The sequence below is a fragment of the Corallococcus sp. AB018 genome (assembly GCF_003986945.1).
Lineage (GTDB): Bacteria > Myxococcota > Myxococcia > Myxococcales > Myxococcaceae > Corallococcus > Corallococcus exiguus.
In genome coordinates this window covers 23,760-37,321 of sequence record NZ_RAWR01000092.1, presented here as the reverse complement: position 1 = coordinate 37,321, position 13,562 = coordinate 23,760, and the positions used below count along the sequence as shown (strand labels likewise).

Genomic DNA, 13,562 nt, shown 5'->3' with positions numbered 1-13,562 from the left:
GGCCATGCATTCCAGGGCGACGCGGGCCTCCGCCAGGCACGCCCGCGCAGCGGAAGCGGTGATGCCGGAAGACGCCTTCCAATCAGCGGCCCCCGCCGCGGCGGCGGCCTGGAGCCGTGGGTCCCGGGAGCGGAGAATATGGGACAGCAAGCGCTGACGGTCCTCGGGGAGCAGGTTCCGCTCCGCGATGTTCCTGACGCGGGCCGCGGAAGGCGTGCCCTTCAGTGCCTCGGCCATCAGGAGGAGCATGCCCTCGTCGGTCGGCGTGATGCGCGGGCTCCGCTGGAAATCCAGCAGCAGGTCGAGGACCGCCTCGCGTCCGCCCAGCCGGTTCGCGTGGGGTGGGGTGAGCAGCTTCGTCACGACGGCGGGCGTGGCGGTCAGCCCGTCGAGCAGGCCGGTGTCGCGCTCCATCACCCAGTCGAGCAGGGCCTCCGCGCGTGCGGGGTCGTTGAGGCCCAGCTCCGTGCGCAGCATGCGCAGCTGCGCCCTGGTCAGCGGCTGGAGCACGTCGATGAGCTCCCTGGGGGACAGCTTCGCGACGTGGCGGGACAGGACCGAGACGGAGTCTCCCGGGCAGCGCGATTGGGTTTCGGCGATGGCGCGCAGCCGCGCCGCGGACAGGGCCACGTCCCGGGCATCGTGGAGCTGGGGGCAGGGGACGGTTCGTGCCCAGGTTTCGAAGGCCGCATCGGTGGCGGGGTGGCTTCGTTGCTGCTCGCGCAGCAGACCCACGAGGGGAGCCAGGGTGGGGTGCTCACGGTGGGCGCGTTCGAGCCACGTATTCTCCAGGGGTGTGAGCGGAGGTGTGGTCAGGGCCTGGAGGCTGGGCCAGGCCCCTTGATGCAGCAGCAGGAGCGCGTCGACCCTGTCGGAGCCCCGGTCCGTGGCGGCTCTCAGGAAGTCGTGCTGGAGCCCGGCGGGTTGATCCCAGAGCCATGTGACCAGCGACTCCGCGCGACCTTCGAGGACGCCGAACCGTTCAGGCAGACGAAGGCGTTGGGCCAGGCGAATCAACTGCAGACAGTGAGGGCCCGGGCAGGCCCCGTCCCTGAACAGGAGGGGGATGCCCGCGCGAAGACCGGCATCCCGGCAGCCGGGCTGGAGCACCACGTCCAGGAGGCTGCCCTGGCTCGTGAGGAGGTCCGCGTGCTGGGCGCGCTGCTCGGGGGACGCGGTGACGCCGCAGAGGAGCATGGCGGGCGTTGGCGGGCTCAAGGGATACAGCTCGCGCGCGGTGGGGTGCGCGTCGTACTCCTTCCTGGCGACGCCCACGCCCTTGCGCGCGAGGTTCACGAGCTGGGTGAGGGCCTCGGTGCAGGGATGCTTCGGGGCGTAGGGGCCGGTGACGCAGTCGTGCTCCGCGACGAGCTCGTGGTAGCGCAGGAGCGGATCCGCCGCCTGCCTCCAGGCGTCACAGTCCACGGGCGCCACGCGGGTGTTGGAGTCCGCGCGGGTGATGAAGCCGTCGCGGCCATCCAGCAGGAAGCGCAGGTTCCGCGTGGCGGGAGTGACGCCGCGGGCTTCGAGCTTCAGGGTGGCATCTGGAGCGCGGCCTGCTTCGAGGACGGTGAAGACGAACTGGCAGCCGCCGACGGAGTTGGCGTCCGGCGCGGGAGGCCGGCTGCCGTCGGTGCAGGGAAGGGGAAGGAAGCCAACGACCGCGGGGAGGTCGTGGCGGTCCTTCTCCCCGAAGAAGGCCTGCTCGGCGGTGTGGAGCGCGGTGAGTCCGCACACGGCTTCGGCGGAAGGACCCGGCCGCGCGCCAGATGCCATGGCCAGGACGACCCATAACCACCCCGTAGCGATGTCCATGTGTCTGTTCCCCTCTCCAGGAAGAGAGCCTGGGCGACCTGGGCTGTTGGCCGCAAGCCCCCGGGCGTCTGGCGACCCAGCTTCCGGAGTCCCTCCGTATTCCTCTATGTCCGCACACTGCGAAGCGCGGGGATGCCTGCGATGGAGGCCTCCATGGGGAGAGGCCCGTGACTGCAGATGGAGCGATGAGATGAAGCTTGGGGCTTTGGGGTTGTTGGGGGTGCTGGGCCTGGCGGCGGGCTGTGCGTCGTCGAATCCGGACAAGCCTTCCGCGCTGGAGCGGCGGCAGGCGATTCGTGATGCGGCGGACAAGACCTACCGGAGCACGGAGGGGTTCCAGACGGCCCATTGGGGGATGTCGCCGGACGAGGTCCGTGCCGCGCTGCCCGAGGCGAGCGTGGCCCCGGATGGAACGCTGCGGTTGAAGACCACCATCGCGGAGATGCCAGCGGAGGTGGCGCTGGGGTTCCTGGACAACCGGCTGGCGGCGGTGGACGTCTTCTTCCAGGACGTGGCGGACCCGCGCACCTTCCAGACGCTGATGCGGGACCTGCTCACCCGGAAGTTCGGGGAGCCGAAGGCGGCCCGTGAGGTGAAGCGGCTGGTGAAGTGGGGAGACGTTCCCGTGCGCTTCGCCGCGGACCTGGCGCCGCTGCAGGAGGCGGACGGGGCTGCCTCCGCGGAGCCCCTGGAGAGCACGCTCGCGGGGCAGGGTCAGTTCAAGGTGCTCAACCGGTGGACCTCGCTCGAGAGCCACGTGAACCTGACGCAGTGGACGCTGCCGGCCCGGGGCATCATGGCCATCCAGTATGAGAGCGCGAAGTACGCGCCCAGGCGCGCGGGTCTCATCGGCCGTTACACCGCGAAGGCGCGGCAGGAACTGGTGAAGGAACTCTGATCAGCTGTCGCGGGGCGCCGCTGCGCGGGACAGCCGGTCTCGCACGGCGATGCCCAGGCCGCTGGCGGCGGGCAGACAGGCCACGAGGACGTCGTGGCCCTGTTCGTCGGCTTCACGTAGCCGCGCATAGAGGACCCGCGCGGCCTGCGCGGGTTCTCCCGGCACATCGAAGCGCTGCACATCGCCAGGCAATGACAGTGACGCGGGGCCCAGCACTCCCACGCGCAATCCCTGTGCGCGCAGTGCTTCCACCCGCTGCACTGCTTCATGCGGCTCCGCGAGCACCACGCCCGCCCTGGGCGCGTAGTGTGACTCCAGCGAACCAGACACGCGCACCGTGGTCGACGTGCGCACCGGCACCGTGCGCCCCAGCACTCGCTCGATGTCCTCTGTCGCCAGACCTCCGGGCCTGAGAATCGCGGGGGCTCCGGAGGACAGGTCCACGATGGTTGACTCCACGCCCACCGTGGACGGACCTCCGTCCAGCACCAGGTCCACGTCGTCGCCCAGGTCTCGCTGCACGTGCTCCGCGGTCGTCGGGCTCACCCGGCCGAAGCGGTTGGCGCTCGGCGCGGCCACGCCTCCTCCCAGCCGCTCGAGCACCTCCATCGCCACGGAGTGGCCCGGCACTCGCAATGCCACCGTGTCCTGGCCTCCCGTCACCGCGTCCGTGGCCTTCGACGTACGCCGCAGCACCAGCGTCAGCGGACCCGGCCAGAACGCCCTCGCCAGCGCCTTCGCTTCGTCCGGCACTTCACGGGCCCACTCCGGCAGGTACTCCTCATCCGGGATGTGGACGATGAGCGGGTGGTTCGCCGGCCGGCCTTTAATGGCGAAGACGCGGCGCACGGCCAGCTCGTCCTCGGCGTTGGCAGCGAGGCCGTAGACCGTCTCTGTTGGCAGGGCGATGACACCGCCGCGTCGCAGCAATTCGACTGCACGGTCGAGGAGGTCGGGAGTAAGCATGCTCGGGCCGCACTGTCTCCCCAGGAGAAACCATGGGCAAGTCGCACGTTTTCGAAGCGCACAGCCAGATGCCGGTCCCCGCCGCCGACCTCTTCTCCTGGCACACCCGCGAGGGGGCTTTCGAACGCCTGTCGCCCCCCTGGGAGACCGCGGAAGTCGTGGAACGCTCCGGCGATGGCATCCGCCCCGGCGCCCGCGTCGTCGTGAGGCTCCACCTGGGCCCCATCCCCCAGCGCATGGTCGCCGAGCACACCGCCTACGTGGAGGGCTCCTCCTTCCAGGACACCCAGCGTGAAGGCCCGTTCGCGAAGTGGATCCACGACCACCGCATGAACCCCTCGGGCCCCCAGGCCTCCGTCCTGGAAGACGCCATCCAGTACGAACTGCCCGTGGGCGCGCTGGGGGACACCTTCGGCGGTGGCTACGCGCGCAAGCGCCTGGAGCGCATGTTCGCGTATCGCCACACGCTCACCCGCGCGGATCTGCGCCGCCATGCCGCCTTCGCGAGCCAGGGCCCGCTCACCGTGGCCATCGGCGGTGCGTCCGGCATGCTGGGCTCCGCGCTGGCGTCGTTCCTCACCACCGGCGGCCACCGCGTGAAGCGGTTGGTGCGCGGCCGGGCGAACGCTGCTCGCGGGGACATCTCCTGGGCTCCCGACAAGGGCACTGTCGACGCCGCGGGCCTGGAGGACGTGGACGCCGTGGTGCACCTGTCCGGCGCGAACGTGGGCGAAGGCCGGTGGACCGAGGAGCGCAAGCAGGAACTCCTCAAGAGCCGCACCGAGAGCACCCGCCTGCTGTGTGAAACGCTGGCCCGCGCCACCCGCAAGCCGCGCGTGCTCATCTGCGCCTCCGCTACCGGCTACTACGGCAGCCGGGGCGACGAGGAACTCACCGAAACGTCCTCCTCCGGCGACGGCTTCCTCGCGGACCTCACGCGCCAGTGGGAGGCCTCTACCGCGCCCGCACGGGAAGCAGGCATCCGCGTGGTGAACCTGCGCATCGGCGTGGTGCTCGACGCGCGCGGCGGGGCGCTCGCGAAGTTGGCGCTCGCGACCCAGGCGGGCGGTGGCGGGCCCGTGGGCTCCGGACGTCAGTGGCTGAGCTGGGTGTCCCTGGAGGACGTGCTGGGCCTCATCCAGTTCGCCATCTTCACCCCGTCCATCCAGGGCCCCCTCAACGCCGTGTCTCCGAACGCGGTGCGACAGGGCGAGCTGGCGAAGGTGCTGGGGAAGGTGCTCCACCGTCCCGCGGTGTTCCCGCTGCCCGCCGCCGTGGTGAAGACCGTGTTCGGGCAGATGGGCGAGGAGACCCTCCTGTCCAGCACCCATGCCCTGCCCACGGTGGCCCAGGCCCATAACTTCTCCTTCCTCCTCCCCGGCCTGGAGGAGACGCTGCGATTCACCCTGGGCCGGACCACCGACGGCGCCGAATACCGCCACGGGTAAGCCCCGTGCTTGACACTCCTCGGGAGGGGCGACAGAAGTGCGCCGTTTCCCCTCGCTTCGAGGAGTCCTGATTGATCCAGGTCGAAGGGCTGACGAAGTTCTACGGCGAGCACGCGGCCATCCGGGACCTGGCCTTCACCATCGGCCAGGGCGAGGTCATCGGTTTCCTGGGCCTCAATGGCGCCGGCAAGTCGACGACGCTCAAGATTCTGGGGTGCGTGCTGTTGCCCACCTCGGGCCGCGTCGTCATCGACGGGCACGACGTGGTGAGCCAGTCCCATGAGGTGCGCCAGCGCATCGGCTACCTTCCGGACGTGCCCCCCGTCTACGAGGAGATGACGGTGGGCGAATACCTGGCCTACGTCGCCCGGCTGCGCGACGTGCCCGCGAGGGCCACCGCGTCCCATGTCGGCGAGGCCGAGGAGAAGACCGGCCTGCGCGACGTGCACGGCGAGGTCATCTCCACGCTCAGCCATGGCTACCGCCAGCGCGTAGGACTGGCGCAGGCGCTGGTGCACAAGCCCGCGCTGCTCATCCTCGACGAGCCGACCAGCGGCCTGGATCCGCTTCAAATCGTGGAGATGCGCGACGTCATCCGCGGCCTCAAGGGCGCGCACACGGTGCTCGTGTCCAGCCATATCCTCCCGGAGATTTCGCAGACGTGTGACCGGCTGCTCATCATCCACAAGGGCACGCTGCTGGCGCAGGGCAGTGAAGAGGAGCTGTCGCGGAGCCTGGGCGGCCCGTCCATCGTGCTGGAGGTGCGGGGCGACCGGGCTCGGGCGCTCGAAGCATTGCAGGGCTTCGGCGCGGTGGAGGTGCGGGAAGGGGCGGGCGGAGTGCTGGCCCTGAAGGTCGCGGCGGCGCCGGATTTTCGGCCCCAGGTGGCGCGGGCGGTGGTGGGCGCGGGATTGGAGTTGTTGCGTCTGGACGCGAACGAGGGACAGCTGGAGGCGCTGTTCCTGCGCCTGACGCATGGGCAGGAGGTGAAGGCGTGAAGGCGCTCCTGATTGCTCGCCGCGAGCTGGCCGGCTACCTGCGCACGCTCAGTGGCTACGTCATCCTGGCCATCATCCTCGCGGTGAACGGGCTGTTCTTCAACGCGTACGCCCTGGGCGGCGCGAGCAAGCGCTCCGCGGAGGTGCTGTCCGGCTTCTTCTACTACTCCAGCGGGTTCACCATCGTGGCGGCCATCCTGGTGTCCATGCGGCTGGTCGCGGAGGAGCGCCAGACGGGCACGCTGCCGTTGCTGTACGCGTCGCCGGTGCGGGACCGGGACATCGTGCTGGGCAAGTTCCTGGCGGGGCTCGCGTTCCTGGCGCTGTACCTGCTGCTCACGCTCTACATGCCGCTGCTGGTGCTGGTGAACGGCAAGGTGTCCTTCGGGCACGTGGCGGCGGGCTACCTGGGGTTGCTGCTGCTGGGCAGCGCGTCGCTGGCGGTGGGCACGTTCGGGTCGTCGCTCGCGAAGAACCAGCTGCTCGCGGCCATCTTCTCCGCGGTGATGCTGGTGGCGCTCATCCTGTGCTGGCTGCTGGCGCGCATCACCGAGCAGCCGCTGTCCGACGTCTTCAGCGCCATGTCGCTGTGGAACCAGCACTTCCCCCCGTTCCAGGCAGGGCTCATCCACGTGCGGGACGTCGTCTACTACCTGGTGGTCACCTACGTGGCGCTGTTCGCGGCGACGCGGGTGTTGGAAGCGCGGAGGTGGCGATGAACTCGCCGGCTTCTTTCGGGACGGGACTCGCCGCGACGGGTGCGTTCGTCGCGGGGCTCGTGGCCGTATTCCTCGCGGAGCGCGTGCTGGGCGTGGGCTCAGGCCGCGTGGCGCTGGCGTCGCTGGGCACCGCAGTGGTGGTGGCCGCGACGGCGTGGCGCGTGGTGCGGATGATCGCAGCGCCCGAGGACCGGCGCGCGCTGGAGCGGTGGGTGCTCACGCTGTACGTCGTGGGGCTGGTCGCGCTGGTGCTCTACTTCGTGAAGGGGGACGTGGGGACGGCGCTCTTCGGTGAGCCGCTGTCGCGTTTGTCTCCCCGGCTGTCAGGGGTGCTGGCGGTGCTGTTCCCGGCGCTGCTGTTGTGCTCGCTCGTGCCGCTGGCGATGGTGGAGGCCGCGCTCGTGGCGATGGCTCGGGCGCAGGTGCCGGAGACGGGGCGCGTGAAGAGCGCGCTGTTCTCAGGGCTGGGCATGGCGTTCGTCATCGTGTTCGCGTTCGCGGCGACGTACGTGGCGACGCAAGCGGATCCGACCTGGGACCTGTCGTACTTCCGGACCGCGAAGCCGGGCGATGCGACGCGCAAGCTGGTGCGCGGCCTCAACGAGCCCTTGCAGGTGACGCTCTTCTTCCCGCCCGCGAACGAAGTGGGCGAGGCGGTGCGGCAGTACTTCCGCGACCTGGAGCCGGAGAGTCCGCAGCTGGGCGTGGAGTCGTTGGACCAAGCGGTGGAGCCCGCGCGCGGCAAGGCCCTGGGCGTCAGCAACAACGGCTCCGTGGTGCTGTCGCGGGGGGCCCGCAAGGAGATCCTCACGCTGGGATTGGACCCGGAGCGTGCGCGCGGGCAGCTCCAGCGGCTGGACGCGGAGGTGCAGCGGCGGGTGCTGGCGGTGGCGAAGCCCCAGCGCATCGTCTACCTCACGGGAGGCCATGGGGAGCGCGCCGACACGCGCCCCGTGCAGGGTGAGGCGGCCCGGCCGTCGGTGGCTCAGTTCAAGGAGTTGCTGCGCGCGCAGAACGTGGACGTGCGCACGCTCACGGTGGCGGAGGGGTTGGGCTCGGCGGTGCCGGGCGACGCGGCGATGGTGGCGGTGCTGGGGCCCACGCGGGAGCTGCTTCCGGAAGAGGCCACCGCGCTGCGCGAGTACTGGGAGCGGGGAGGGCGGTTGTGGATCGCGTTGGAGCCGGATGGCGCGGCGCTGGAGCCGCTGCTCCAGCCGATGGGATTGAAGTCGCTGCGCGTGCCGCTGGCGAATGACCGGGTGTACTTCCGCACCACGCGTCAGCTGAGCGACCGGGCCAACCTGGGCACGGCGAGCTTCTCCTCGCACCCGTCGGTGACGTCGCTGTCCGCGCTGGGCTCACAGGGCGCGGTGGCTTTCATGGGTGCGACGGCGTTGGAGCCGGTGACGCCGCCCGTTCCCGGCGTGATGCTGGACACGAGCGTGCGCGCGCAGGGCGAGACGTTCGCGGACCGCAATGGCGACTTCGAGCCGGAGCGCGGCGAGGTCACGAAGGCGTGGCCGCTGGTGGTGGCGGTGGAGCGGCCAGCCCCGGAGGGCAAGCCCGCACCGCGCGCGGTGGTGATGGCGGACGCGGACTCGCTGGGTGACGGCATCCTGGGCAACGTGGGCAATGCGTATCTCGCGGTGGACACGCTGCGCTGGCTCTCTGGCGAGGAGGCGCTCTCCGGCGTGACGACGAGCGAGGAGGACGTGCCGTTGCAGCACACGCGCTCGCAGGATGTCGTGTGGTTCTACGCGACGGTCTTCGGGATGCCGCTGGCGGTGCTGGCAGTGGGCTACTTCGTGACGCGGCGGCGTGGACGGCGTGCGCCCCGGAGCACCGCGGTGGCGGGAGGTGCGCGATGAAGGCGCGCGACGTGGCGGTGCAGGGCGTGCTGGCGGGCGTGGCGCTCGTGGCCGCGTTCTTCGTGTGGCAGCGCGAGCCTTCGCGTGCGCAGGGTGAGGTGACGGTGGAGGACGCGCAGGCGAGCGCGCTCGACCGCATCCGGTACGACGAGGAGTCGCGCTTCGTGGAGTTGTTCCGCGACCCCCAGGACCGTGACACCGTCTGGGTCCGCCTGGGCAACAAGCCCGCGAAGCCGGGGGCCGAAGCTGGAGTCGCCAGTGATGCGGGCAGCGCCGCGCTCGACGCGGGAGCACTGGCCCACGTGACGTTCGACGCAGGCCCGCAGGTTGGCGCGAACTCGCCAGCAAGTGCCGGCAACACAGGCGCGCTCACCGAGACCACCGACGCTGGGGTAGCGCCTCGGGCCAACACAGGCGCGCTCGCGGTGACCACCGACGCTGGGGTCGCGCCTCGGGCCAACACAGGCGCGCTCGCGGTGACCACCGACGCGGGGATTGAGCCTCGCGCCAACGCAGTCGCGAACGCCTCCGCCGACGCGGGGACACCCGCGAGCCCCGCCCCGGTTTCTCCGCCCCGCGAGCTGCGCGGCAACGACGTCGCGCTGAAGCTGTTCTCCCGCTTCGCTCCGCTGCGCGCGCAGCGGGACCTGGGCGTCCTGGACGACAAGAAGCTGGACGAAATCGGCCTCGCGAAGACGGAGCGCGGCCTGACGCTCACGCTGGACGGGACTCCGAAGACGTTCCGCCTCGCCACGCCCGCTTCGGGCTGGGGCGCCCCCTATCTCCAGCGCACGACCGACGGGCACGTCTTCCTCCTCGGGCCTGGACTGCTGCCGGACCTGGAGGCCGCGGCCAGCCGGCTCGTGGACCGGCGCCTGCACACCTTCGACGTGGACGGCTTCGACCACATCGTCATCTCCACCGGCACCGCGTCCCGCGCCTTCGCCGCCAGCGGCAAATCACCAGGCGCCGTGCAGCTGTCGCCCGTGGACGCCCCCGCCACTCCGGACGACTTCGCCCGCAACTGGCATGACCGCCTGTGGCGCCTCACCCCCGTGGAACTCCTGGGCCGTGGCGAAGCCCCTCCGGGCCCGGCCCCCACGCCCGCCTTCCGCGTGGAGTACCAGCGCGGCGGCAAGCCCGTGGGCGAGCTCTCCATGGCGAAGACGCCGGACGGTTCGTGGTACGCGCGCACGGAGTTCACCGCCGGCTGGACGCGCATGGGCGGCGGACTGGAGCTCCTGGCCGAGGACGCCGCGAAGCTCACCGCGCCGCGCTGAGGCTCACCGTGCGGTGGACTCCGCCTCCACGTCCAACCGCACGTCCACGAAGCTGTAGGCCGGCCACGGCCCCGTGAACCGGAACGTGTACGCGTCCAGCCGCGCCACCAGCGACTGCACCCGCGCCTCGAACGCGGCCACCCGCGTGCGGTCCACCAGCCAGGCCGTGTTGAGCATCATCCGCTCACCCAGCGGCGGCGCTTCGTGCGTGGCCTCCGCCAACGGCCGCAGGCCCGCCCTCAGCCCGTCCAGGTCCTTCCGGGTGCAGTCGTGCAGCGCCGCCTCCAGCCGAGCCTCGTGGTCCTCCTCGAGCTCGGCGGGGCCGCGCGCCAGCTCCGGCCGCGTCTCCTGCAACCTGCGAGTCAGCGCGTCGCCGTGGCAGTACACCTTCAGCCCCAGCTCCACCCGGCCCTCCAGCTCGGACAGGGCCCGGCTCAGCGGCGCGCGCGCCACGCGCAACAACTCCCGCACGCGCTCCTCCGACGGCAGCACCGTCCCGAAGGCCACCGGCACCAGCGTGTGCTCGCGCACCACGGCCTCCGTGACGCGCTGGTGCATCAGGAGGTACGTCCGCGTGGGCACCACCCGCGGGCCCGCCACTTCGGACACCAGCGCCGTGAGACCGCCCTCGTGCACCCGTCGCACCGGGGCCTCATCCAGCCCCGCGAGGTCCAGCGTCCATCCGCTGTCCTCGCGCACGATGCCGTAGAGGTAGTGTACCCGTCCCTCGCGCGAGGACTCCGCCTGGGTCTTCGTCGTCATGACGTGCCCCCTCCGTGCAGCCAAGGCTTCAGCGCGTGGATGCCGCCTCGCGCAGGGCGATCATCTTCTTCACCTGGTCCACCAGCGCGTCCGGCAGGCACGGCTTGGTGACGTACGCATCACACCCGGCCTCGTTCGCGTCCTCCGAGTGGCCCTTCAGCGCATGCCCCGTGAGCGCCACCACCGGGATGCCCTTCGTGCGCGCGTCGCCCTTCAGCCGGCGCGTCGCCTCCCAGCCGTCCATCACCGGCAGCGACAGGTCCATCAGGATGACGTCCGGCACCAGCTCGAAGGCCTTGTCCAACGCCTCCTGGCCGTTCTTCGCCTCCGCCACGCGGAAGCCGGAGAACTCCAGGTACTCCGCGTACATCTCCCGGGCATCCTGGTAATCGTCCACCACCAGCACGAGCGGCTTTGTCTTTTCCGGGGTGTTGGTCATGTCCGTCTCGCACGTCTTGGAAAGTGCAGGGTGAAGGTCGAACCCTGGCCCGGCGCACTCTGGAGGGAGACGCGTCCCCCCAGCATGTCGGCCAGTCGGCGGCAGATGGACAGGCCCAGGCCCGTTCCCCCATAGGCACGCGTGGGCGAGCTGTCCACCTGCTGGAAGTCCTCGAAGATCTTCTCCTGGTTCGACACGTCGATTCCGATGCCTGTGTCCTTCACCGAGATGGCCACGGTGCCGGTGCCGTTCTGATACTCCGCCGCCACGTGCACGCCGCCCTCGTGCGTGAACTTCAGCGCGTTGGACAACAGGTTGAGGACGATCTGCTTCACCTTCTGTCGGTCGCTCCACACCCCTGGCAGCCCCTCATCCAGGCGCGTGTCCACCGTCAGCTTGCTGCGCGCGATGATGGGGTCCATCTCCGCCATCACCTCCTGGAGCAGCTCCGGGATTCCGAAGTCCGACAGGTGCAGCGGCATCCGCCCCGCCTCGATGCGGGTGATGTCCAATATCTCGTTGATGACCTCCAACAGGTGCCGCCCGTTGGAGTCGATGCGCGTGAGGTTCCTCCGCTGCGGCGGCGTCATCTCCCCGGACACGCCCTGCAGCAGCATGTTCGTGTAGCCGAGGATGGCGTTCAGCGGCGTGCGGAACTCATGCGACATGTTGGCCAGGAACTGCGACTTGGCCGCGCTCGCCTGCTCCAGCTGGATGGCCTGACGGCGCAGCTTCTCGTTCTGCTCCGCCAGCTCCGCGGTGGCGGACTGCACGCGGGCCTCCAGCTCGCTGGAGACCTCCTTCACGCGCTCCAGCAGCCGCGCCCGCTCCAGCACCTCCGTGCGGTCGTGGAACACGGTGACGATGCCCGTCAGCTCGCCCCCGTCGCCCAGCACCTTGTTGGCCATGGCCTCCATGGGCACGGGCGCGCCGGTGGACGGGTCGTCCAGCGTCAGCTGGCTCTTCCAGCGTGACACGCTCGCGTTCACCGGCCCCAGCAGGTTCGCGAGGAAGGACGCGAAGAGGGCGTCGTTGGCGCGCACCCGGCGCAGCGTGGACTCGCCGCCGGGGCCTTCCTCGTGAGGCCACGCGAAGAGGCGCTCGGCCGGGTCGTTCATCATCACCATGCCGCCCGCCGGGTCGGTCAGGATGATGGGGTCCGCCACCGAGTCCAGCACCCGGTCCAGGCGGTGGCGCTCGCTCCGGGCCTCGCGCTCCGTGGCGCGCAGCTGCCGGTAGCTCTCCCCCAGCGCCTGCGTCGCGCGGCCCAGGTCCGTCAGGTTGCGCAGCACGCTCACCACCACGGACGGCCCGTCCGGCGCCAGCACCGGCGTGGTGACCAGCTCGAAGAGCAGGTCCATGCCCTCCAGCGGATCCACCAGCGGCACCTCGCGCCGGTGCACGGACGTGCCTCCCTGCGCGAGCGTCTCCCGGAACAGGCGCTGGTTGAGCTCCACGGCGCGCGTGCGGCCGGGGCTCGCGTCCGGGCCCGCCACCAGCAGTCCTTCCGCGCGGGCGTTGGCGAAGAGCAGCGTGCCGTCCGTGTCCGTGAGCAGCACTGGGTCCGACACCGCGTTGATGACCCGGCGCAGCAGCCGGTCCGGCTCCGGGCGGCGCGGCGCCCGCGCATCCGAGGCCAGCTGCCGGGCCAGGGGCGGACCCGCGCACGACGCCACCCACGCCACGTCCTCCGGCACGGCCGGGCCGGGCAGCCCCACCACCAGCAGCGCGGCCGCGGGCGCTCCAGAGCGGCCCAGCGGCACCGCGAGGAACCCACCGGGCATCGCCGCGCCCTCGACCGCGTCCGCCGCCAGCCACCGCGCCCCGGGCCGGTTGCGGAAGCCAGCGAGCGGCGAGCCCTGCGTGTCCCATGCCCGGGCCAGCGCGGCCTGCTGCGCGCCCGTCAGCCCTTCACTGGCCAGGCACACGGACGCACCCGCGCCATCCCCCGGCCCCACACAGGCGGTGGACGCGCCGTGCCTGCGCGCGAGCCACTCCACGACCGCTCGCGCACAGGCGACGGCGGACTCGCAGGCGAGCAGGTGCTCGGCGAGCACGAGGCGCGCCCCGGGGTCGGCTTCGGCGGGGGGCAGCGGGGCTGGAGACGCCACGACCTTACGCTCCGGGTGAAGGGGGACGCGGGGAACGACCGCGTTCCAGCGAGTCTGCGGTGCGGACCTCCGAAAATGCCACCACGATGCGCGCCTCCCCCTCCAAAGAAGAGGGGCGGCCCAGGACCTCCAGGGCCGGCGAGTCGAAGCGCAACCCCCTGTCCAGCAGGCGGTCCAGCACGTCCACCAGGCTGGCCCCGCCAGCCACGCGTTCCACGGGCATTCGGCGCATGCTCCTTGGGTCCGCCCGGCGCGGAC

12 protein-coding genes are annotated in these 13,562 nt (G+C 71.1%); 6 read left to right on the top strand and 6 right to left on the bottom strand.

The annotated features are described in order from the left end of the window. Positions 1-1,776 (bottom strand): hypothetical protein (locus tag D7Y11_RS20650; RefSeq protein ID WP_148139219.1); only part of this gene is annotated, 1,776 nt, incomplete at its 3' end. A 229-nt stretch (positions 1,777-2,005) separates the two neighbouring features. Between D7Y11_RS20650 and D7Y11_RS20645 the strand changes: the two genes are divergently transcribed. Then, complete coding sequence (locus D7Y11_RS20645) at positions 2,006-2,713, top strand: hypothetical protein (RefSeq protein WP_126934561.1); 708 nt, start codon at positions 2,006-2,008, stop codon at positions 2,711-2,713. On the opposite strand, the gene D7Y11_RS20640 is transcribed toward D7Y11_RS20645, so the two are convergent. Next, positions 2,714-3,679: an L-threonylcarbamoyladenylate synthase gene (locus D7Y11_RS20640; protein WP_126934560.1), complete on the bottom strand. Its 966-nt coding sequence runs from the start codon at positions 3,677-3,679 to the stop codon at positions 2,714-2,716. It lies immediately after the preceding gene. Positions 3,680-3,711: 32 nt separating this feature from the next. Between D7Y11_RS20640 and D7Y11_RS20635 the strand changes: the two genes are divergently transcribed. The 5 genes from D7Y11_RS20635 to D7Y11_RS20615 all read left to right on the top strand — a co-directional run bounded on the left by D7Y11_RS20635 (position 3,712) and on the right by D7Y11_RS20615 (position 9,992). Continuing rightward, a complete protein-coding gene (locus D7Y11_RS20635; RefSeq protein ID WP_126934559.1) occupies positions 3,712-5,127 on the top strand; it encodes a TIGR01777 family oxidoreductase in 1,416 nt (471 codons plus the stop codon). 71 nt (positions 5,128-5,198) lie between these two features. Further along, entirely contained in the window at positions 5,199-6,125 is a 927-nt protein-coding gene (locus D7Y11_RS20630; protein ID WP_126934558.1) for an ABC transporter ATP-binding protein, read from the top strand. Beyond that, entirely contained in the window at positions 6,122-6,844 is a 723-nt protein-coding gene (locus D7Y11_RS20625) for an ABC transporter permease (protein WP_014394402.1), read from the top strand. Before D7Y11_RS20630 ends, D7Y11_RS20625 begins: the two co-directional genes overlap by 4 nt. Beyond that, complete coding sequence (locus D7Y11_RS20620; protein ID WP_126934557.1) at positions 6,841-8,712, top strand: Gldg family protein; 1,872 nt, start codon at positions 6,841-6,843, stop codon at positions 8,710-8,712. Before D7Y11_RS20625 ends, D7Y11_RS20620 begins: the two co-directional genes overlap by 4 nt. After that, a complete protein-coding gene (locus D7Y11_RS20615) occupies positions 8,709-9,992 on the top strand; it encodes a hypothetical protein (RefSeq protein ID WP_126934556.1) in 1,284 nt (427 codons plus the stop codon). The genes D7Y11_RS20620 and D7Y11_RS20615 overlap by 4 nt, the downstream gene beginning before the upstream one ends. A gap of 3 nt (positions 9,993-9,995) precedes the next feature. Here D7Y11_RS20615 and D7Y11_RS20610 read toward each other — a convergent pair whose 3' ends face one another. Genes D7Y11_RS20610 through D7Y11_RS20595 form a run of 4 tightly spaced genes read right to left on the bottom strand, consistent with a single transcriptional unit; the run spans position 9,996 to position 13,527 of the window. Next, positions 9,996-10,754, bottom strand: a complete 759-nt coding sequence (locus D7Y11_RS20610; protein ID WP_120577996.1) for a GvpL/GvpF family gas vesicle protein — start codon at positions 10,752-10,754, stop codon at positions 9,996-9,998. Positions 10,755-10,782: 28 nt separating this feature from the next. Then, complete coding sequence (locus tag D7Y11_RS20605; protein WP_120577995.1) at positions 10,783-11,193, bottom strand: response regulator; 411 nt, start codon at positions 11,191-11,193, stop codon at positions 10,783-10,785. Beyond that, positions 11,190-13,304: a PAS domain-containing sensor histidine kinase gene (locus tag D7Y11_RS20600; RefSeq protein ID WP_126934555.1), complete on the bottom strand. Its 2,115-nt coding sequence runs from the start codon at positions 13,302-13,304 to the stop codon at positions 11,190-11,192. Before D7Y11_RS20600 ends, D7Y11_RS20605 begins: the two co-directional genes overlap by 4 nt. 4 nt (positions 13,305-13,308) lie before the next feature. After that, entirely contained in the window at positions 13,309-13,527 is a 219-nt protein-coding gene (locus tag D7Y11_RS20595) for a hypothetical protein (RefSeq protein WP_120577993.1), read from the bottom strand. Between the last annotated feature and the right edge of the window lie 35 nt (positions 13,528-13,562).

What these genes read in the sequence shown, in the direction of transcription:
- D7Y11_RS20645 (WP_126934561.1), top strand. Translation starts at nt 2,006, where the DNA reads ATGAAGCTTGGGGCTTTGGGGTTGTTGGGGGTGCTGGGCCTGGCGGCG.
- D7Y11_RS20640 (WP_126934560.1), bottom strand. Translation starts at nt 3,679, where the DNA reads ATGCTTACTCCCGACCTCCTCGACCGTGCAGTCGAATTGCTGCGACGC.
- D7Y11_RS20635 (WP_126934559.1), top strand. Translation starts at nt 3,712, where the DNA reads ATGGGCAAGTCGCACGTTTTCGAAGCGCACAGCCAGATGCCGGTCCCC.
- D7Y11_RS20620 (WP_126934557.1), top strand. Translation starts at nt 6,841, where the DNA reads ATGAACTCGCCGGCTTCTTTCGGGACGGGACTCGCCGCGACGGGTGCG.
- D7Y11_RS20615 (WP_126934556.1), top strand. Translation starts at nt 8,709, where the DNA reads ATGAAGGCGCGCGACGTGGCGGTGCAGGGCGTGCTGGCGGGCGTGGCG.
- D7Y11_RS20610 (WP_120577996.1), bottom strand. Translation starts at nt 10,754, where the DNA reads ATGACGACGAAGACCCAGGCGGAGTCCTCGCGCGAGGGACGGGTACAC.
- D7Y11_RS20605 (WP_120577995.1), bottom strand. Translation starts at nt 11,193, where the DNA reads ATGACCAACACCCCGGAAAAGACAAAGCCGCTCGTGCTGGTGGTGGAC.
- D7Y11_RS20595 (WP_120577993.1), bottom strand. Translation starts at nt 13,527, where the DNA reads ATGCCCGTGGAACGCGTGGCTGGCGGGGCCAGCCTGGTGGACGTGCTG.